Source organism: Sinobacterium caligoides (assembly GCF_003752585.1).
GTDB lineage: Bacteria > Pseudomonadota > Gammaproteobacteria > Pseudomonadales > Sinobacteriaceae > Sinobacterium > Sinobacterium caligoides.
The window spans coordinates 1,457,981-1,477,615 of the sequence record NZ_RKHR01000003.1 but is presented as its reverse complement, the minus strand read 5'-3'; the positions used below and the strand labels follow the sequence as shown (position 1 = coordinate 1,477,615).

Below are 19,635 nucleotides of genomic sequence, written 5' to 3'. Positions count from 1 at the left end.
AATTATTCTGATGCGGCCAGCAGGGCTTCCGCCTCTGCCAGCTTGGTCTGCAGTTTATCGACGCCTGCTTGGAAGGCTTCGAGCTTGTCGGAGCCCTCGTCCTTGGCGATGGCGAGCTTCTCTTTGGCCATGTTGAGGCGCTTCTGCAGTTTAGCGATCTGCTGCTCTGGCGTCTCATCTCCGCCGCCACCAGCGCGTTTGGCTTGCGCCTTAGCGATGGCGGCGGCGACAGGATCACTGAGATCCATCTCGGTTTCAGCGGGAGTTGCTTCAACGAGAGGGGCTTTAGCAGGGCTTGTTTCGGCAGGGGGTTCAACTGTAGCGGGCAGCTCGGCCTTCGCGGCAGCGAGTTTCTGTTGAGACTTTTCTACACCAGTACGGAAGGCGTCAATGTTATCGTTGCCAGATTCGATTGCCATATCAAGCTTCTGTTGCGCCTTGGCGAGTCGTTGCTCGAGCTTGGCAACTTTCTCTTCGGCCGACACTTCGCTGTCAGCTCCTGCGCGTTTGGCTTGCGCCTTGGCGATGGCGGCAGCGACAGGGTCGCTGAGATCCACCTCGGGCGCAGAGGAGGTAGCCTCAACGGGGGCTGCTTCAGAAGGGGTGGCTTTGACAGGCAGCTCGGCCTTCGCGGCAGCGAGTTTTTGCTGCGATTTCTCCACGCCGGCACGGAAGGCGTCGATGTTGTCGTTGCCGGCTTCGATGGCGGCGTCTAGCTTCTGCTGGGCCTTGGCGAGTCGCTGCTCGAGCTTGGCGACTTTCTCTTCGGCAGACTCTTCGTTGGCACCGCCGCTGCGCTTAGCCTGAGCCCTAGCGATGGCGGCGGCGACGGGGTCGCTGAGATCGACGGCCGCGGGTTGCTTGTTAAGTTGTAACTTTGCTTCGTCGACCTTGGCCTGTGTTTTCTCAACGGCGCTGCGGAAAGCGTCGATGTTGTCATTGCCCGCGGCGATGGCGGCCTCGAGCTTCTGTTGCGCTTTGCTGAGTCGCTGCTCGAGCTTGGCGAGCTTCTCTTCTGGTGAATCCTCGCTGGCACCACCTGAGCGTTTGGCCTGGGCTTTGGCGATGGCGTCTTGTACCGGGTCGCCGCTGGTTGCGGCCGCTTTCTTTGCCTGGCTGCGAGCGAGGGCGGCCTTGATAATGTCGGCCTTGTCGTCACTGCCTGCGGTTTTGTCATCACTTGCTGTCGCGGCAGCAGCCTTCTTGGCTGCGGCGTCCTTGGCCGCTTGCGCGCGGGCAGCTCGTTTCGCCTCTTTCTCGGCGGCGGCGCGAGCCAGACGTTCCTCACGGAACTCAAAGCGCTGCTTGGCGTGCTCAGACTTATCGGCCTCGGCCTTCTTAGTGCGGATGTCGGCCTTACCGGCGCGATAGTATTGTACCAAGGGGATGTTACTGGGGCAGACATAGGTACAGCAGCCGCACTCGATACAGTCGGCGATGTTGTGCGCCTCTAGCTTGTCGAGTTCACCGGCTTTGGCAAACCAATACATTTGCTGTGGCAATAGTCCAGCGGGGCAGGCATTGGCGCAGGTGCCGCAGCGGATACAGGCCTGTGCAGGCACCGGCGGTGCGAGTTCGGCGTTACTGGGCACCAGCACACAGTTACTGGTCTTGACGATGGGGACATCGGTATTATCGACGGCGATACCCATCATCGGCCCGCCCATGATCAACTTTGCGGCTTGTTTGGCACGGAAGCCGCTTAGGTTGAGCAGGTGGCTACTCGGGGTACCGATGAGAACCTCATAGTTTTGCGCTTGTTCTACGGCTTCGCCGGTAACCGTCGTGATGCGTGAAATCAGCGGTTCACCGAGGGCGATGGCATTGTAAATGGCGTGGGCAGTACCGATATTTTGTAGTACTACGCCGATATCCGAAGGCAGACGACCGCTGGGGACTTCCTTACCAGTAAGGATCTGAATGAGTTGTTTTTCACCGCCGGAAGGGTATTTGGTCGGAAAGCTTACCACCTCGATATCACTACCGGCACAGGCGTCACGTAAAACCTCTGTGGCTTCGGGTTTGTTGTCTTCAATACCGATTAAGGTCTCAACCGTCGGTGAAATAAGGTGTTGTAGAATCTGCACCCCTTCGACGATCTGCTCTGCTCGTTCACGGATGAGCATGTCATCGGCCGTGATATAAGGCTCGCACTCGGTGGCGTTGATGATCAGTGTCGCGATAGGTTTGTCGGGATGGCCACTGAGTTTGACGGCAGATGGGAAGCCTGCGCCCCCCATACCGGCAATGCCGGCATCGCGAATAATGGCTAATAATTCACGCTTGTCGAGTGCTCGATAGTCTGCACAGCCCTGGTGTTCGAGCCAACGATCTTCACCGTCGGTTTCGATGATGATACAGAGGGCGTCGAGGCCGGAGAAATGGGTGACGGGGCGGGGCTCGATGGCTGTAACAGTGCCAGAGCTTGGAGCGTGAATCGGCACCGAGACGAAGCCATTGGCCTCAGCAATTTTCTGGCCTTTTAGCACGGTGTCGCCAACGCTAACAATGGGCTTGGCAGGAGCACCGATGTGTTGCGCGACCGGCAGAATCAGTTGCTTCGGTATACAGGCAGACTGTATGGGGCGCTTGAGCGATTGCTGTTTATTCTCGGCGGGATGGATGCCGCCGGGGATGTCGTAAATACGTCGGCTCATGCGCTTACATCTCCATGAGTGGGCGTCTGTTTATCGGTGGCGATGATCTGGTAACCGTCGACTGGTTTCTGCCAGGTCCAGCTCTGTGTGGTGATCGGTAAGGGCACCATATCGATACAGTCGACGGGGCAGGGTTCGACGCAGAGGTCGCAGCCGGTACACTCACTGGTGATGACGGTATGCATCTGCTTGGCTGCGCCTAGGATGGCGTCGACCGGGCATGCTTGTATGCATTTAGTACAGCCGATACATTCGTCCTCGCGGATGAATGCGTAGGTCTTGACCGACTCAGTACCGTGCTCGGCGTCGAGGGGTAATGGCTCAACATCGAGTAGTGTCGCTAGCTCGGCGATCACACCTTCGCCGCCGGGGGGGCACTTGTTAATGGGCTCGCCATCGGCGATGGCTTCGGCATAGGGGCGGCAGCCGGGGAAACCGCACTGGCCACACTGCGTCTGCGGTAGAATCTCGTTGATCTGGTCAGAGATAGGGTTGCCTTCGGTGGCAAATTTTACTGAGGCGAAACCGAGAATAGCGCCGAAGATAATCCCCAGCGACACGAGGGCTACCAGTGCTGCGATGAACGGGTGTTGGCTGATCAGCTCAATCATGTTTACTCCTAATACTTGAGCGCGGGCCTAAACCAGGCCGGCAAACCCCATGAAAGCCAGAGACATGAGGCCGGCAGTGATCATGCCGATCGAGGCGCCTTGGAAGGGTTGTGGGACATCGGCAACCGCGAGACGTTCACGCATTGCGGCGAACAGTACCAGTACCAGCGAGAAGCCGACGGCCGCTCCGAAGCCATAGAGTGCCGACTCAAGGAAGCTGTGTTGCTTGTTGATGTTTAGCAGTGCCACACCCAATACCGCACAGTTAGTGGTGATCAGCGGTAGGAATACTCCCAGTACCTTGTGCAGTAGTGGGCTGGTCTTGCGTACCACCATTTCGGTGAATTGCACGACGACGGCGATGACCAAGATGAAGGCGATGGTGCGCAGGTATTCAAGTCCGAGCGGAACCAGTATGTAGTTATAGGTGAGATAACTACAAACGGAGGCGAGGGTTAATACGAACGTAGTGGCCGCCGACATGCCAGTGGCGGTCTCGAGTTTATTTGACACGCCCATGAAGGGGCATAGCCCGAGGAACTGCACCAAGACGAAGTTGTTTACCAGCACAGCGCCTACAAGCAGCATGGCGTAATCAGCAATCATCGTATCCACCTAAAATTGGTTTAACTAACAACCATTAGTTTATCGTTTGTTGTCCCTACTTGCCTCGCCTATAAGCATGAAGAGACAAGATAGGCGCCTTAGTTAGGGCGCATAACAGTTTGAAATACTAGCGAGACCTAACAGCCTCGGCCAGTGGCGATTATAACGGTCTTACCGGCGCTACGAAACACGTAGCCCGGGAATGGCGCCATCATGTGGTTCTAGCAAGTAGATGCCATTGCCATCGGCGGCGGCTAGCACCATGCCCTCGGAGAGGCCGAACTTCATCTTGCGTGGAGCGAGGTTAGCGACCATGACGGTGAGCTTGCCCTCGAGTTGTTCCGGAGCATATTGCGATTTGATACCGGAAAACACCTGACGTGGCTGCTCTAGGCCGATGTCGAGGGTGAGCTTAAGCAGTTTCTTTGCCCCCTCTACATGCTCAGCTTTGATGATCTTGGCGATACGCAGGTCGGTCTTAATGAAGTCGTCGAAGCCGATCTCTTTAGCGAGTGGTTCGATAGCGCTCGCAGCTTTAGCGGCGGGCTTGCTCTTGGCCGTACTTTTTTGTTCCTTGGCGATGGCTTTTGCCTGGGCATCGACCATAGCATCGACCTTGTCTTTATCAACACGGGTCATCAGCGGCTTAAACTTATTGATCTGATGACTGAGCAGTGGCTGTATCTCGTCGTCCCACTGCAGTGGTGCGTTGAGGAAGGCGGCAGCCTTGAGCGCTGTCTGCGGCAGAATCGGCTGCAGGTAGGTGATAATCAACTTAAAGAGGTTGATGCACTGGCTGGCGACGGCGATCACTTCCGCCTCTTTGCCTTCGGTCTTGGCGAGCTTCCAAGGCTCGCAGCTATCGAAGTACTCATTTGTCGCGTCGGCGATGGCCATGATCTCGCGGGATGCTTTGCTGTACTCGCGATTTTCAAAAAATGCGGCAATGACGCTGCTCTTCGCGACGGCTTCGTGCCACAGCTCCGGGCGGTGTAGGGCGTCGGCCATGATGCCGTCGTTGCCTTTGGTGATGAACTTGGCGCTGCGGCTGGCGATATTGACGACCTTGCCGATTAGGTCGGAGTTCACTCGGGCAATGAAGTCTTCGAGGTTGAGGTCGATGTCATCAACTTGATTGGTTAGCTTGGCCGCGAAGTAGTAGCGCAGGTATTCGGGGTTGAGGTGGTCGAGATAGGTGCGCCCGGTGATAAAGGTGCCCCGTGACTTTGACATCTTGGCACCGTTGACGGTAAGAAAACCGTGGGTGTGGACGGCGGTCGGCTTGCGGTAACCGCTCGACTCGAGCATCGCCGGCCAGAACAAACCATGGAAGTTAATGATATCCTTGCCGATGAAGTGATGCAGTTCGGCGGTGGAATCTTTGCCCCAGTATTGATCGAAGTCGACATCGTTTTTATCACAGTAGTTTTTGAAACTCGCCATGTAGCCGATGGGGGCGTCGAGCCAGACATAGAAGTACTTACCCGGCTCATCGGGAATCTCAAAGCCGAAGTAAGGGGCGTCGCGAGAGATGTCCCACTCCTGTAAGCCACTTTCTAGCCACTCGTTGAGCTTGTTGGCGATCTGCGGCTGCAGGCTACCGCTGGTGGTCCACTGCTTTAGCATGTCGGTAAATTCCGGCAGCTTAAAGAAGAAGTGAGTGGAGGCTTTCTCGACCGGGGTCGCACCTGAAATAGTGGAGAAGGGGTTGAGCAGCTCGTGCGGGGTGTAGGTGGCCGAGCAAACTTCACAGTTATCGCCGTACTGATCTTCAGCCTTACACTTTGGGCAGGTGCCTTTAACGTAGCGGTCGGCGAGGAAGATCTCCTTCTCCGGGTCGAAGAGCTGGGTGATCTCTCGATTGGCGATGTGACCGTTGGCGCGCAGCGTCTTGTATATCTCGGCGCTAATCTCACGGTTCTCCTCGCTGTGCGTGGAGTGATAGTTATCAAACTCGATTAGAAAGCCGTCGAGATCGGCCATGTGCTCGGCGCGGATGTTGTCGATTTGCTGCTCGGGCGTGATGCCCTGCTGCTCGGCTTTGAGCATGATGGCGGTACCGTGGGCATCGTCGGCGCAGACATACATACAGTTATTGGCGCGTGCCTTCTGGAAACGTACCCAAATATCCGTTTGGATCGTCTCGAGAAAGTGTCCCAAGTGGAGCGAACCGTTGGCGTAGGGAAGGGCGCTGGTCACTAGTATGTTTCTGCTGTCGGCCATGAAAACTCTCGATAATCGCAATTGTGTGGGCAGCCACTCAGCACTGATACGCCCGATAAAGGTGCGAGGCGTCAATGGAGAAGCAGGAGCTACTGAAAATAGCCCGCCATTTTAACGGTACTGAGGTGAAAATGCACCCGTTGCCGTTAGGTGAAGGCGTTATGGTCTTGATATAGTTGACAGTGCCGCGGGGTTTTCCCATAGTGCCCCACATTATTAAGCGAGTTAGCGGTTGAAATTGAGTGTTTACAGGCACAGGCGATGCCGTCGAAGGGAGAGAAGGTGTAATGAGTGAAGTGAATCGTGGTGATATTGAGGAAGTACTCGAACAGATTGCAGAGCCCTGCTTAAGCCAGGGGTTGATCACTTCCGGCGTGGTTAAAAATATTGCTATTCGCGGGGACCAAGTGGATGTCGCTATTGTGCTTGCGTATCCAGCCGCTGGTATCAAACTGGCTTTCTGTCGACGTGTCAGTGAAACACTTGAGAGCTTAGCCTCTGTAGCCAAAGCGAATGTCAGTCTTGATTGGCAGATCCCGAGTGCTCAGGTTCAAGCTGATATACAACGCATCGATGGCGTTAAGAACGTGGTTGCCGTTGCCTCGGGCAAGGGCGGGGTTGGCAAGTCGACGACCTCGGTTAATATTGCCTTGGCACTGGCGGCGGAGGGGGCCAAGGTGGGTATACTCGATGCCGATATCTACGGCCCTAGTCAACAGTTGATGCTGGGCATTAAGGAAGGCACTCGACCGGCTCAGCATGGCATGCAGTTCATGCGCCCGGTCTCAGCGCACGGCATTCAAAGTATGTCGATGGCCTACCTGGTGACGGATAAAACGCCAATGGTTTGGCGTGGGCCAATGGCCAGTGGCGCCTTGATTCAGTTACTTACCCAAACTGCCTGGGATGACCTCGACTACTTGATTATCGACATGCCGCCGGGCACCGGTGATATTCAGCTCACGCTGGCGCAGAAGGTGCCAGTCACGGGGGCGTTAATTGTGACGACCCCACAAGATATTGCTCTGTTAGATGCTAAGAAGGGCATCGAGATGTTTCACAAGGTGGGTGTGCCGGTGCTGGGGGTGGTAGAGAATATGGCGGTGCATACCTGCAGCGAGTGTGGCCACAGCGAACATATTTTCGGCGATGGCGGCGGTAGCCGTATTGCGCAAGACTATGGCGTCGAGATGATGGGAGCGCTACCGTTGGCACTCTCTATCCGTCAGCAGACTGATCAGGGGCTGCCTACAGTAGTGGCTGAGCCGGAAGGTGAGGTCACGGCGATCTATCGTGATATTGCTCGTAAGATGGCGGCGCAGGTTTCGCTGCGAGCCGAAGGGCAGGCGGCGATGTTCCCCGATATCCAGATGAGTGACGACTAGCCAACCACGATTGAAAGCGCTATTATTTGCGCAAATTTTACCCTGCCAGCAGCGATAGGTGCCTGGCTTTGATGACAGAGAGTGCGTTATGAGTATCAAGTCCGACAAGTGGATCCGTCGCATGTCCGAAGAGCACGATATGCTCAACCCGTTTGAGCCAGGTCAGGTGCGTCACAACGAGGCAGGTGAAAGACTAATCTCCTATGGTACTTCGAGCTACGGCTACGATGTGCGTTGCTCGAATGAGTTTAAGGTTTTTACCAATATTCATTCGGCGACTGTCGATCCAAAGAACTTCGATGAGAATAGCTTTGTCGACGTTAAGGGCGATTATTGCATTATCCCGCCAAACTCATTTGCACTGGCGCGGACGGTGGAGTACTTCAAAATACCGCGTAGTGTTCTGACTATTTGTCTGGGCAAATCAACCTATGCGCGCTGCGGCATTATCGTTAACGTGACGCCGCTTGAGCCAGAGTGGGAAGGCCATGTTACGCTGGAATTCTCTAACACCACCACACTGCCGGCAAAAATTTACGCCAACGAAGGTGTGGCGCAGATGCTGTTCTTTGAATCTGATGAGGTGTGTGACACCAGCTACGCTGACCGTGCCGGTAAATATCAGGGCCAGACTGGCGTGACTCTCCCTAAGACTTAGGTCATTTTTTGATGAAAAAACCCGCTATTTAGCGGGTTTTTTTCTTTTGGATTAAGCTGCTGTCTATGGTGATAGCAGCAGCTATGTAATGCCTCTAGCTAGAGCTGGTACTTATAGCGATAACACCTTCTCGCCGCGTGCCATCCCCGAGACACCGCTGCGCACCACTTCCAAGATGTTGGCGTCGCCAACGGCCTGAATGAAGGCGTCGTGTTTGTCTGGGGCGCCGGTGACCTGAATGGTGAAAACCGAGGGCGTGACATCGACGATCTGGCCGCGAAAGATATCGCAGCAGCGTTTAATCTCGGCGCGTTGAGCACCAGAAGCCTTCACCTTTACCAGCATGATCTCGCGAGCGATGTGGGCTCCTTCACTAAGGTCGACCAGCTTGACCACTTCGATCAGGCGGTTTAGGTGCTTAGTGATCTGCTCGGTCTTGTGATCATCACCGTCGGTGGTTAAGGTGAGGCGCGATAGTGTTGGGTCCTCTGTCGGTGCGACTGTGAGTGTCTCAATGTTGTAACCGCGCTGGGAGAAGAGCCCGACCACGCGTGATAGTGCACCGGCCTCGTTTTCCATTAGAAGAGAGATAATACGTTTCATTATTTAGTCCACTCCGTCTTACTAAGCTGCATATCGCGCATAGAGCCCGGTGTGCTAAGCATGGGATAGACGTGCTCCTTGGTGTCGCAGTAAATATCCATGAACACCAGGCGATCTTTCAGGCTGAGCGCCTCCTTCATCTTCTCCTCTAACTCATTGGCGTGCTTGACCACGATACCAACGTGACCGTAAGCCTCAACCAGTTTGACGAAGTCGGGCAGGGAGTCCTTATAGCTGACGGAGGCACTGAGGCGACTGTCGTACATCATCTCCTGCCACTGTCGAACCATGCCGAGGGATTGGTTGTTGAGGTTGAAGATCTTCACTGGCAGGTTGTACTGAGTACAGGTCGACAGCTCCTGAATATTCATCTGAATACTACCTTCACCGGTGACGCAGCCGACGGTGGCGTCGGGGAAGGCGAGCTTCGCGCCCATCGCGGCGGGTAGACCGAAGCCCATGGTGCCAAGGCCGCCGGAATTGAGCCAGCGACGAGGTTTATCGAACTTGTAGTACTGGGCGGCAAACATCTGGTGCTGACCCACGTCGGAGGCGAGATAGAAGTCGTCATCCTTGGTGAGTTTATGCAGGCACTGAATCACCTGTTGCTGCTTGAGCAGGCCGTTTTCATTAATCGTGAAGCGGTCCTTGGTGTAGATGCCAAACTCATCGCGCCACTGGTCGATCATCTGCCACCAGTTATCGAGGGCGTCAGTATCGAGATTAAACTGTTCTTTAGCCTTGAGTTCGCTAATCTGTGTCAGCATTTCCTTCAAGACGTTATCGACTGGCCCGACGATGGGGATGTCAGCCTTGATGGTCTTGGAGATCGAGGCGGGGTCGATGTCGATGTGAACGATCTTCGCCGTAGGGCAGTACTTGCTCGGCGTATTGGTCGTCCGGTCGTCAAAACGCGCACCGATGCAGACAATGAGGTCGCTGTGGTGCATGGCGTTGTTTGCTTCGAAGGTGCCGTGCATGCCGAGCATACCGAGCCACTGCGGGTCGCTACTCGGGAAACCACCTAGCCCCATTAACGTGGTCGTTACGGGGAATTTCAGTTCATGTGCGAGCTCGGTAAGTAGCTCAGAGCCATTACCTTGAATGACGCCGCCGCCGGCATATAATACTGGACGCTTGGCCTCCTTGATCAGGTTAACAGCCTTGCGAATCTGCCCGGAATGGCCTCGGGCGGCCGGCGTGTAAGAGCGTAGCTTAATCTTCTTCGGGTAGTTGTACTCGTACTTGTCGGTAGGGTTGGTAATGTCTTTCGGCAGGTCGATGACGACGGGCCCAGGACGACCGCTAGCGGCAAGATAGAAGGCCTTCTTAATGGTCTCGGGTATTTCCTCCGTCGACTGCACGAGGAAGCTGTGTTTGACGATGGGGCGAGAGATGCCGACCATGTCTGTTTCTTGGAAGGCATCTCCACCGATGAGGTGGCTCTGCACCTGCCCAGATAGAACGACCATTGGAATAGAATCCATATAGGCGGTCGCAATACCGGTAATAGCGTTGGTGGCTCCAGGCCCCGAGGTCACGAGCACCAGTCCTGTCTTGCCGGTCGCACGTGTATAGCCATCGGCAGCGTGGGTGGCAGCTTGCTCGTGGCGCACTAAAATATGCGGGATTTTAGAGTGGGTATGCAGTGCGTCATAAATATGTAGAACGGCACCACCAGGGTAGCCAAATATAAATTCCACGCCTTCATCTTCAAGCGCGCGAGCGATCATCTGACCGCCGGAAAGTATTTCCGTTTGTTTTTCGTCAGTCACAGTGTTGCACCTTTGGTACAGTCATCCAGCCAACAAGAGGGGGTGGATGGTGTTTGTTATCTACCGTAATGCTTGTGGCGATACGGTCCGTAATTTGTCCTATAATAGCTGCAGCGCTACAACAGAGGCTCAGTGCTGTATTTTCAAATAGGCCTCTGTTCGAACTTTACCCAGGCGCGAGGGGTAATCGCCACCTAAGCATTGGCACGTGGTGGGTGCTTACTTTTCAGTTGGGATGCCTGTGTTTTAAGTTGTTAGTGCTATTTTCACCGAGTCCAACTCGTTATCGCGCGGTTCGCGCTGGAAACGTTAACATCAAGCTTTGGGAATTGTCCGTTAAGCTGTGTGGCCTGTCAAACATTGTGCAATCAAAAGGCGGGGGATTTGTAAATAAATAGGGCCTGCGGTAAGGTGAGTAGGGGAGATGATCAGGGCCGTGCCTAATGACATTGTCTCCATGCACATTTTCCCCCTATAAAATAATAACCTTTTTGTTACGGTAGTAATGATGAATAGACCCGTTGTCGTCACCGCGCTCTTGTTTGCACTCCTTTCCCTGTCTTTTTCGAGCGCCTATGCGGCGAAGCAAAGCTATTATCGCTGGACAGATGCTAAAGGGAATGTAACTTACGGCAAGACCCCCCCGGCAGGAATTGACGCTACGATGATTGATGTTCATACGGGGCGGTCGATACCGGCACCGGCGAAGCCGGCTGAGGAGAAAGTCGCCAATAACGACCAAAGTGGCTTGCCGGAAATGGAGAGTCAGCTGGAGCCAGGGGAGGCGAAACGACTCTGTGAAATGGCCAAGAAGAACTTGGCATTGATGGAAAGAGCCGGCTTGATTCGCATGAAAAACGACGAGGGTGAGCCTGTTGTGTTAGATGCCGAGGCAAAGCAAAGGCAAGTCGACAAGGCTAATGAGGCGATCAAGACTTATTGTAAATAGTTTTATTGTTGCCATTAAAAAGCCCCGCTCGATTGATTTCGAGCGGGGCTTTTTTAGTGGTTAGATAATTATTTCCCTTTGCTGAACGTCAGTTGCTGATGGTCGTTGACTCCGGCAATAATGCTATCGCCATCGCTGAAATCACCGTTTAAGATCGCACTGGCCAACGGGTTTTCAATCAGTGTTTGAATAGCACGCTTTAGCGGCCTAGCACCGTAGACGGGATCGTAGCCCGCTTCTAGTACTTGCTGGGCCGCTTGCTCATTGAGCTCAAGTTTGAGTCCGCGTTCGTTGAGGCGTTGATTTAGCTGCTCGATTTGAATCTTGGCGATGCGACTGATCTGTTGCATTTCCAGCGGGTGGAAGACCACGCATTCGTCGATCCGGTTGATAAACTCAGGCCTAAAGTGCTGGCCGACGACGTCCATGACAGCACTCTTGATTGCTGCATTACGATGCTCATTGAGTAAGTTTTGATCTTCCTGGTCATTGAAACTAATGGTGTCAAACGACTTGTCGGCGGCGAGCTGTTGGATGCGGTCGGAACCGAGATTTGAAGTCATCACGATCACCGTATTTTTGAAGTCGACGGTGCGGCCCTGGCTGTCGGTGAGTCGACCGTCCTCTAATACCTGTAACAGGATATTAAAGACATCGGGGTGCGCCTTCTCGATTTCATCGAGTAATACGAGGGCGTAAGGTTTGCGACGAACAGCTTCAGTGAGGTAGCCGCCCTCGTCATAACCGACGTAGCCTGGCGGTGCGCCGATGAGGCGAGCCACCGAGTGTTTCTCCATGTACTCGGACATATCGAGACGCACGATAGCGTCTTCGGTATCGAATAGGAAGCCGGATAGCGCCTTACAGAGTTCGGTTTTACCGACGCCGGTGGGGCCTAAGAAGAGGAAAGAGCCATTCGGTCTATTCGGGTCGGAGAGGCCGGCACGGGAGCGACGCACGGCGTTGCAAACAGAGCGTACAGCTTCATCTTGACCGACGACCCTATCGTGTAAATCCTCCTCCATGCGTAGCAACTTACTGCGTTCACCCTCCAGCATCTTGCTGACGGGGATGCCGGTCCAGCGGCTGACGATATCGGCAATCTCCTCTTCGCTGACTTTGTTGCGCAGTAGTTTGTGCTCGACTTTGGGGTTGTTTTCCTCGGCTTCGATCTGTTTGATCAGTGCTGGGATCACGCCGTACTGCAGCTCGGACATCAGGCTCAGGTCTCCACTACGCTGCGCCGCCTCCAGTTGAATGCGGGCGTTGTCGAGCTCAATTTTGCTCTTCTTAGAGCCCTGTAGACTGGCTTTTTCTGCCTTCCAGATCTCGTCGAGGTCGCTGTAGGCTCGCTCGATTTTATCGATCTGCTGATTGAGGCTATCGAGCCGTGTGATGGCTGCTTGGTCGCTATCTTTCTTAATCGCCTCTCGTTCGATTTTCAGTTGGATAAGGCGGCGTTCCAGGCGATCCATCGACTCTGGCTTCGAGTCAATCTCCATGCGAATGTGGCTGGCGGCCTCATCGATCAAGTCGATCGCCTTGTCAGGCAGCTGACGGTCAGTGATATAACGCATCGACAGCTTGGTCGCGGCGATGATGGCCGAGTCGGTGATGGCAACGCCGTGGTGGATCTCGTAGCGTTCCTTCAGCCCTCGGAGGATGGCGATGGTGTCCTCTTCAGTCGGCTCGTCAACCAACACCTTCTGGAAGCGGCGCTCTAACGCGGCATCTTTTTCTATGTTTTGGCGATATTCGTCGAGTGTGGTGGCGCCGACACAGTGCAGCTCGCCGCGGGCTAGCGCGGGCTTGAGCATGTTACCGGCATCCATCGAGCCTTCGCTCTTACCGGCGCCGACGAGGGTATGAATCTCGTCGATGAAGAGGATGATATTACCCTCTTGCTTGTCGAGTTCATTGAGTACGGCCTTTAAACGCTCCTCGAAGTCACCGCGGAACTTGGCGCCGGCGAGCAGTGCACCTAAGTCGAGGCTGAGCACACGCTTATGCTTCAATCCTTCAGGGACCTCGCCGGCAATGATACGCTGGGCGAGCCCCTCGAGGATGGCTGTCTTACCGACACCGGGCTGACCGATTAATACGGGATTATTCTTGGTGCGACGCTGCAATACCTGAATGGTACGGCGTATCTCGTTATCACGGCCGATAACTGGGTCTAGCTTGCCCTGTTCGGCGAGGGCGGTGAGGTCCTGTGTGTATTTGTCGAGAGCCTGACGGTTTTCCTCCGCCTCGGCACTATCGACGGTGGCGCCATTACGGACGCCCTCTATTGCCTGCTGAATCTGTTGTTTATTGGCGCCGCAGCTGGTGATTAATGCGGACATCTCTTTGTCTTCTAACGCGGCGAGTAACAGTAGTTCACTGGAGAGGAAACTGTCTTGGTTCTTGTGCGAGATACGTTCGGCAATGTTGAACAGACGGCCACTGTGGTTAGATAGATGAACGTCGCCATTGCTTTCGGCGACCTTAGCGTACTGCTCTATCTTCTCTTTTAATTTGCCGCTGAGCTGCTCGGTGTTGGTACCTGCCTGGGCGAGAATCGGGCGCACGCTACCGCCTTGCTGCTGCAGTAGGGCAAGCAGTAGGTGGCCGGGCTCGATAAAGTTATTGTCGCCGCGCACGGCAAGGGACTGGGCATCGGCCAGAGCCTGTTTCAGTGAGTGGGTAAATTTATCGGGTTGCATACGTAATTCCTCATCATCATATCGCGAAGTAGTCGGCCGTAAACCTCGATGGTTAGCTGAGTGACGCTGACTATGTTTCTGTTGGATACTTAAAAGATGCGGGCGCTGTGACGTATTTCAAGGGAGGCTGTCGAGCAGGGGGGGTTATCGATCGATCCAGATGAGGCTGGCGAGCCTGCCAGTCACACCGTCACGGCGATAGGAGAAGAAGCGCTGACGGTCGCTGACGGTACAGAGCCCGCCACCGTAAATTTGCTGTATACCACAGCGCTGCAGGCGAAGCTTGGCAAGCTGATAGATGTCGGCGAGAAACTTGCCGTTATTCTTGGCTTGAAAGCAAGCGGCAGTAGCGCTGTATTGCTCGTACGTGCTGCGGTCGGTAAACAGGGTTTTCACCTCGGGGCCAACCTCGAACCGTGCGGGCCCGATGGCGGGGCCTAACCACACCATCAGAGCCTCGCCTTGCCCTCCTAATTTCAGCATAGTCTGTTCGATGATGCCGTTAGCGAGGCCCTTCCAGCCGGCGTGGGTGGCGGCGACGGCGGAACCGTCGAGGCGACAGAAAAGTAGTGGTAGGCAGTCAGCCGTCATTACCGCGCAGGCGGTTAGCGGTTGTCGAGTAAAACAGGCGTCGGCATCAGGGTAGTCACGATAGTCTTTGCTACCGGGGTCAGCCTGTGGCCGTGCTTCGACTACGGTTGTGGAGTGGGTCTGGTTGAGCCACTGGATGTCGGCGGCCCGACTGATCGTTGCAATCTCTTGCTCGATCAGGCTGCGGTTGGCGATGACATGGGCACTATTGTCACCGACATGCAGGGCAGGGTTGAGGCTGTCGTAGGGCGGCAGACTCTCTCCTCCTGATCGTAAACTGACGAGGCTGTGGATGCCCGCAGGGGCAGGCCAATCAGGTCGCAAGAAGGCCACTTATAACTGCTCGCGCTCTTTTTTGTCGAGGCGCAAGGCGGCAATTAAGCTGAGGAAGTCAGCGGGCGGTTGCGCCTCCCAGAGTACGCGGTCGCCGGTCTCTGGGTGCCAGAGTTCCAGCTGGTAGGCGTGCAGTGCCTGTCGTTTGAAGTTACGTAGCACCTCGATTAGCCCGGGTGTTGCCCCCTTAGGGAGTTGTAGGCGGCCACGATAGACTTGGTCGCCGACCAAGGGTTTACGGATGTGGGCCATGTGTACGCGAATCTGGTGGGTACGACCGGTTTCGAGGTTGACTTTGATGTGGGTAAAGTCGTTAAAACGCTCCATCAGGCGGTAGTGGGTAATGGCCTCTTTGCCGCCGACGAGGGCGACGGCCATCTTCTTACGGTCGCGGGGGTGGCGGTCCATCATGGTTTCTACCGTGCCGCCACCGGTCATCGCACCGCAGGCCACGGCTTGATAGGTGCGGCTGACGCTACGCTCTTGTAGCTGGTTGACAAGATCGGTGTGGGCACTGAGCGTCTTGGCGACGACCATCAGGCCGCTGGTATCCTTATCGAGGCGGTGCACAATTCCTGCGCGCGGTACGCTGGCTAGGTCGGGGTAGTGATTTAATAAGGCGTTCAGCAGCGTGCCGTTGGCGTGACCGGCGGCGGGGTGAACGACGAGGCCGACGGGCTTGTTGATGACGATGACGCTGTCATCTTCATGGACAATATCCAGAGGGATGTCCTCACCGCTCCACTCCTCTTCATCGGCGACGGTAGCACTGATGTCCAGTACCATGTCTGCGTAAACCTTATCTTTGGCGCGGAACTGCTTACCGTCGACGGTGAGCTCACCGCTCTTGATCCATGCCTGCAGGCGAGACCGAGAGTAATCCGGGAACAACAAGTGAGCCACTTGATCACAGCGTTTGCCGGTAAGGTCGACGGGAGCGACAGCGTGGAGGGTAATTTTTTCGGCCATAGTAGGTACTTTTGCAAAATAAGAGAGGCTGTTTGGGTGGATATCTCTTTGGGCTGTGAGAGAATAGCGTTAAACTGATACATTCTATTATACGTGCAGTAACACTGGGAAAGCCATTCATGCGTTTGATTTACATTCTGATCATTGTCGCCACGACTATTTTAGCGGGTTGTTCAGGCAATGATGAAAAGCCAAGAGAAGACCTTTCAGAGCAGCAGATATACAGCCGTGCTAAGGAACAGCTAAAGAATTCTAACTATAGCGCTGCAGTATCGAGCCTGCAGTTGCTGGAATCTCGTTACCCCTTCGGCCCCTACGCAGAGCAGGCACAGTTAGAGCTGATCTATGCTCACTATAAAGCCTATGAGACCGAGGCTGCTGTCGAGGCTGCTGCGCGTTTTATTCGTCTGCATCCGGGGCACCCTAATGTCGATTATGCCTATTATATGAAGGGTTTAGCTAACTTTAATGCGGGCAAGAGTATCTTCGACCGCTTTACTGACACCGACGTTACTAAGCGCGACCCCGGTGCGGCACGACAGTCGTTCTACGATTTTTCGCAACTATTATCGCGCTTCCCTAAAAGCGAGTATGCGGCGGATGCCCGGGTAAGGATGATCTATCTGCGTAACCTGCTGGCTCGTTATGAGGTCAATGTGGCGAACTATTATTTCAAGCGCCGGGCCTTCCTAGCAGCAGCTAATCGTGGTCGTTTTGTGGTAGAAAACTTCCAGCAGACGCCGGCGGTTGCCGACGCCCTAGCGGTGATGGTGCAGGCATATCAGCTGCTGGATATGCCTGAGCTCGCGGCGGATAGCTTGACGATACTGAAGAGTAATTACCCAGAGAGCCCATACATTACCAAAGAAGGTGAGTTCAAGCCGCTCTATAATAAAGAGGGCGCTAAGCCGACACTATTCTCACGTTTAACACTGGGTTTACTTGGTCGTGATGAGCCAGAGGTTTACGACAGCCGTCCACCGCGTTAGGGGACTGGGCTGAAGTAGAAAAAGGCGCCTATGGGCGCCTTTTTTATGGCGCTAAAAAGACGTTATGTGACCTGTTGCACCGTATGCCCGAACAGTTTTTGACCTGGTTGTTTGTGGTGTCGCTGGATTAGGTGGAGAATATATTAAGTGTGCGCAGAATTTCTCGGCGCGTTTCGCAGATGGCATGGGGCAATATGAGCATCGATTTACAGTCTTATTATTGGTTGGGTGGTGCAATAGCGCTTATTGCCCTCGTACTTTTATTGCTGTTTATGGCTCGAGAAAAACAGTATCGGCGTCGGGCGATAGCCTTACAGCAGCAGGGCTCACAGTCTGAGCAGCAGCGCCAACACCTGGAGCAACAGCTTGAGGCACTGATGCAGCAGTATAAGCAGCAGCAGGCGACGGCGGAAAACCTCTGGTCGAAGCTACAGGGGCAAAGCCAGCGTCTAGGTGTCTACAGCGGTCAGCTTGAGCAATTTAAAGAAGTGAAGGAGCGTCTAGACGAGGCTGAACAAGCATTGCGGCACAGTCGTCAGGCTGAAGCTGAGGCACAGGCGGAGGTGGCACAGCTCAAATTTGCCGTGGAGCAGGGGGAGCGGCGCTATCGCGAGCAGTTTGCCCTACTGAAGGAGAACCGGGAGCAGCTGAAGGTCGAGTTTGAACATATCTCACAGCGTATTTTTGAGGACAAGCGCCAACAGTTTGATAGTAATAGTATCAAGAGTTTAGATGGCGTGTTGGCGCCGTTAAAAACGCAGCTGGAGAGCTTTAGAAAGCGTGTGGATAACGTGCACAGTGAGCAGCTGCAGGGGCAGGCAGGCCTGCGTAATGAGCTCGATAACTTACGCCGCTTGAATCAGCAGATTACCGATGAGGCGGCCAATCTGACGCGGGCACTGAAGGGGGATAAGAAACTGCAGGGTAACTTCGGTGAACAACAGGCGGAGTTATTGTTGCAGCAGTCGGGCTTGCGCCGCGACATCGAGTACCGTCGTGAGGCTAATTTTAAGGATGCGGAGCAGCAGAACCGTCGCCCGGACTTTATTATTGACCTTCCCGATGGCAAGCACATCATCATCGACTCGAAGGTGTCGCTGAATGCCTATGCGGCCTTTGTTAGCGCCGAGGATGAGGGCGAACGCCAGCGTCAGCTAAAGGCCCATGTTGGGTGTATCGAAGCGCATATTAACAGTCTCAGCGAGAAGGATTATCCGAAGTTAGAGGGCATGCAGTCGCCGGATTTTGTTTTCATGTTTATGCCGATCGAACCGGCGTTTTTGGCAGCCCTAGAGGCGTCTCCAGGGCTGTTTAATAAGGCCTATGATAAGCGCATTGCCGTAGTTACACCGACCACGCTATTGCCGATGCTACGTACTGTTGCCAGTCTATGGACCATTGATAAACAGAATAACAGTACCGAGCAGTTGGCAGATCAGGCGGCCAAAGTGTACGACCGTCTTCGGGTATTTGTTGAGAAAATGGAGAAGTTAGGAGGTCAGATCAATACCGCGCAAGCCACCTACGATACCGCCTGGCGGAGCTTGTATAGCGGCCGTGGTAACTTGGTGGCTCAGGCTGAGAAGTTTAAGGAGCTTGGAGTACGTACCAAAAAAGAGATGCCCACCTCGGTGACCCAGTCGTTGATGGAGGAGCCGTTGATCAAGCTTGAGGATGATGCGGCCGATAGTCGCTCAATTAGGCAATAAAGTGCTGCAGGCTTAGGCTGAGCTCGCTCTGGTGTTGATGTTTTCCGGTCAATAGGTAGAACTGACGCTCGATCTGTAGTTCCGGTGTCGGCAGGGCAACCAGCTCGCCATGACGCAGTTCTGAGGCAAGCGTCAGCCGCGACATGCAGCCTAGTCCCAGCCCGGTTTTGACTGCCTGTTTGATAGCCATACTATTGCCAAGTTCGAGCGCCACCATCAGGTGTTTGAGCTTGTGTTGTGTGGCTAGAGTAAAGATTTCGCGGGTACCAGAGCCGCTCTCACGTAATATCCATTGCTGTTGCTCGAGCTCCGCGAGGCTGACACTGTCTAGCTGTGCGAGGGGGTGGCTGGGGCTGCAGAAGGTGATGAGCTCATCGCTACGCCAGGGTTGGGCGATGAGTTGGTGGCTGTGACAGATGCCTTCGATGAGGCCGAGGTCGATGCGCAGGTTTATCATGTCGTCGACGATCTGCTCGCTGTTCGCGACGCGCAGTTGGATGTGGATGTCGGGGTGTAGTTTGACGAACTCGGCGACCATCGCAGCCAGTAGATAGTTACCGATGGTGCTGCTAGCGCCGACGATGAGGTGACCGTGCAGCTCGCCGCTGTGCGCACTTAGCTCGATGTTCTCCGCCTGTTGCAGTAGCTGATGCACCTTGGGGTGCAGCCAGCGTCCATAGTCGTTGAGTTGTAGCTTCTTGCCATGGCGATTAAACAGGGGGGAGCCGAGGTGTTGCTCGAGGTCGGCGAGTGACATGCTAGCCGCTGACTGGCTGAGAGCGATCTGCTCGGCGGCTCGGCTGACGTTACCGAGACGGGCGATAGCATCGAAAACACGCAGTTGCTTTAGGGTAATTTTCATCGACATGACT

The 19,635-nt window shown here is 54.7% G+C and carries 15 protein-coding genes; 5 read left to right on the top strand and 10 right to left on the bottom strand.

Annotation, left to right across the window (positions count from 1 at the left end; genetic code table 11):
* Positions 1-2: 2 nt before the first annotated feature.
* The 4 genes from rsxC to metG all read right to left on the bottom strand — a co-directional run bounded on the left by rsxC (position 3) and on the right by metG (position 6,097).
* Entirely contained in the window at positions 3-2,657 is a 2,655-nt protein-coding gene (gene rsxC, locus EDC56_RS06685; protein WP_123711694.1) for an electron transport complex subunit RsxC, read from the bottom strand.
* The gene (gene rsxB / locus EDC56_RS06680; protein ID WP_123711693.1) at positions 2,654-3,268 is read right to left on the bottom strand and encodes an electron transport complex subunit RsxB; all 615 of its coding nucleotides are present in this window, start codon (positions 3,266-3,268) and stop codon (positions 2,654-2,656) included. The genes rsxC and rsxB overlap by 4 nt, the downstream gene beginning before the upstream one ends.
* Positions 3,269-3,295: 27 nt before the next feature.
* A complete protein-coding gene (gene rsxA / locus EDC56_RS06675; RefSeq protein ID WP_123711804.1) occupies positions 3,296-3,874 on the bottom strand; it encodes an electron transport complex subunit RsxA in 579 nt (192 codons plus the stop codon).
* Positions 3,875-4,054: 180 nt separating this feature from the next.
* Positions 4,055-6,097, bottom strand: coding sequence for a methionine--tRNA ligase (metG, locus tag EDC56_RS06670; protein ID WP_123711803.1), 2,043 nt, complete (start codon positions 6,095-6,097; stop codon positions 4,055-4,057).
* 287 nt (positions 6,098-6,384) lie between these two features.
* Here metG and apbC point away from each other — a divergent pair, with 287 nt between their 5' ends.
* Positions 6,385-7,482, top strand: a complete 1,098-nt coding sequence (apbC, locus tag EDC56_RS06665; RefSeq protein ID WP_123711802.1) for an iron-sulfur cluster carrier protein ApbC — start codon at positions 6,385-6,387, stop codon at positions 7,480-7,482.
* 88 nt (positions 7,483-7,570) lie between these two features.
* Positions 7,571-8,140 (top strand): dCTP deaminase, encoded by a 570-nt coding sequence (gene dcd / locus EDC56_RS06660; RefSeq protein WP_123711692.1) that lies wholly within the window; start codon positions 7,571-7,573, stop codon positions 8,138-8,140.
* A 111-nt stretch (positions 8,141-8,251) separates the two neighbouring features.
* On the opposite strand, the gene ilvN is transcribed toward dcd, so the two are convergent.
* A complete protein-coding gene (ilvN, locus tag EDC56_RS06655) occupies positions 8,252-8,743 on the bottom strand; it encodes an acetolactate synthase small subunit (protein ID WP_123711691.1) in 492 nt (163 codons plus the stop codon).
* Positions 8,743-10,518: an acetolactate synthase 3 large subunit gene (locus EDC56_RS06650; RefSeq protein ID WP_281273337.1), complete on the bottom strand. Its 1,776-nt coding sequence runs from the start codon at positions 10,516-10,518 to the stop codon at positions 8,743-8,745. Before EDC56_RS06650 ends, ilvN begins: the two co-directional genes overlap by 1 nt.
* 505 nt (positions 10,519-11,023) lie before the next feature.
* On the opposite strand from EDC56_RS06650, the gene EDC56_RS06645 reads away from it, so the two are divergent.
* The gene (locus tag EDC56_RS06645; RefSeq protein WP_123711689.1) at positions 11,024-11,467 is read left to right on the top strand and encodes a DUF4124 domain-containing protein; all 444 of its coding nucleotides are present in this window, start codon (positions 11,024-11,026) and stop codon (positions 11,465-11,467) included.
* 68 nt (positions 11,468-11,535) lie between these two features.
* Here EDC56_RS06645 and clpB read toward each other — a convergent pair whose 3' ends face one another.
* The 3 genes from clpB to rluD all read right to left on the bottom strand — a co-directional run bounded on the left by clpB (position 11,536) and on the right by rluD (position 16,065).
* On the bottom strand, positions 11,536-14,172 hold the full coding sequence (clpB, locus tag EDC56_RS06640; RefSeq protein WP_123711688.1) for an ATP-dependent chaperone ClpB: 2,637 nt from the start codon (positions 14,170-14,172) through the stop codon (positions 11,536-11,538).
* A 144-nt stretch (positions 14,173-14,316) separates the two neighbouring features.
* Complete coding sequence (pgeF, locus tag EDC56_RS06635) at positions 14,317-15,096, bottom strand: peptidoglycan editing factor PgeF (protein ID WP_123711687.1); 780 nt, start codon at positions 15,094-15,096, stop codon at positions 14,317-14,319.
* Entirely contained in the window at positions 15,097-16,065 is a 969-nt protein-coding gene (gene rluD, locus EDC56_RS06630) for a 23S rRNA pseudouridine(1911/1915/1917) synthase RluD (RefSeq protein WP_123711686.1), read from the bottom strand.
* 119 nt (positions 16,066-16,184) lie between these two features.
* Between rluD and EDC56_RS06625 the strand changes: the two genes are divergently transcribed.
* Both EDC56_RS06625 and EDC56_RS06620 read left to right on the top strand, forming a co-directional pair.
* Positions 16,185-17,054 carry an outer membrane protein assembly factor BamD gene (locus tag EDC56_RS06625; protein WP_123711685.1) on the top strand — a complete coding sequence of 290 codons (870 nt, stop codon included), beginning with the start codon at positions 16,185-16,187 and terminating at the stop codon, positions 17,052-17,054.
* Between the two features lie 194 nt (positions 17,055-17,248).
* On the top strand, positions 17,249-18,763 hold the full coding sequence (locus EDC56_RS06620) for a DNA recombination protein RmuC (RefSeq protein WP_162844103.1): 1,515 nt from the start codon (positions 17,249-17,251) through the stop codon (positions 18,761-18,763).
* Here EDC56_RS06620 and EDC56_RS06615 read toward each other — a convergent pair.
* Positions 18,753-19,631, bottom strand: a complete 879-nt coding sequence (locus EDC56_RS06615; RefSeq protein WP_123711683.1) for a LysR family transcriptional regulator — start codon at positions 19,629-19,631, stop codon at positions 18,753-18,755. The two genes, EDC56_RS06620 and EDC56_RS06615, sit on opposite strands and share 11 nt — an antisense overlap.
* Positions 19,632-19,635: the final 4 nt, after the last annotated feature.

Excerpts from the sequence above, each read along its gene's own strand:
- EDC56_RS06645 (WP_123711689.1), top strand. The coding sequence starts at position 11,024 with ATGATGAATAGACCCGTTGTCGTCACCGCGCTCTTGTTTGCACTCCTT.
- metG (WP_123711803.1), bottom strand. The coding sequence starts at position 6,097 with ATGGCCGACAGCAGAAACATACTAGTGACCAGCGCCCTTCCCTACGCC.
- clpB (WP_123711688.1), bottom strand. The coding sequence starts at position 14,172 with ATGCAACCCGATAAATTTACCCACTCACTGAAACAGGCTCTGGCCGAT.
- apbC (WP_123711802.1), top strand. The coding sequence starts at position 6,385 with ATGAGTGAAGTGAATCGTGGTGATATTGAGGAAGTACTCGAACAGATT.
- rsxA (WP_123711804.1), bottom strand. The coding sequence starts at position 3,874 with ATGATTGCTGATTACGCCATGCTGCTTGTAGGCGCTGTGCTGGTAAAC.
- EDC56_RS06625 (WP_123711685.1), top strand. The coding sequence starts at position 16,185 with ATGCGTTTGATTTACATTCTGATCATTGTCGCCACGACTATTTTAGCG.
- rluD (WP_123711686.1), bottom strand. The coding sequence starts at position 16,065 with ATGGCCGAAAAAATTACCCTCCACGCTGTCGCTCCCGTCGACCTTACC.
- rsxC (WP_123711694.1), bottom strand. The coding sequence starts at position 2,657 with ATGAGCCGACGTATTTACGACATCCCCGGCGGCATCCATCCCGCCGAG.
- dcd (WP_123711692.1), top strand. The coding sequence starts at position 7,571 with ATGAGTATCAAGTCCGACAAGTGGATCCGTCGCATGTCCGAAGAGCAC.
- rsxB (WP_123711693.1), bottom strand. The coding sequence starts at position 3,268 with ATGATTGAGCTGATCAGCCAACACCCGTTCATCGCAGCACTGGTAGCC.
- ilvN (WP_123711691.1), bottom strand. The coding sequence starts at position 8,743 with ATGAAACGTATTATCTCTCTTCTAATGGAAAACGAGGCCGGTGCACTA.
- EDC56_RS06620 (WP_162844103.1), top strand. The coding sequence starts at position 17,249 with ATGAGCATCGATTTACAGTCTTATTATTGGTTGGGTGGTGCAATAGCG.
- EDC56_RS06615 (WP_123711683.1), bottom strand. The coding sequence starts at position 19,631 with ATGTCGATGAAAATTACCCTAAAGCAACTGCGTGTTTTCGATGCTATC.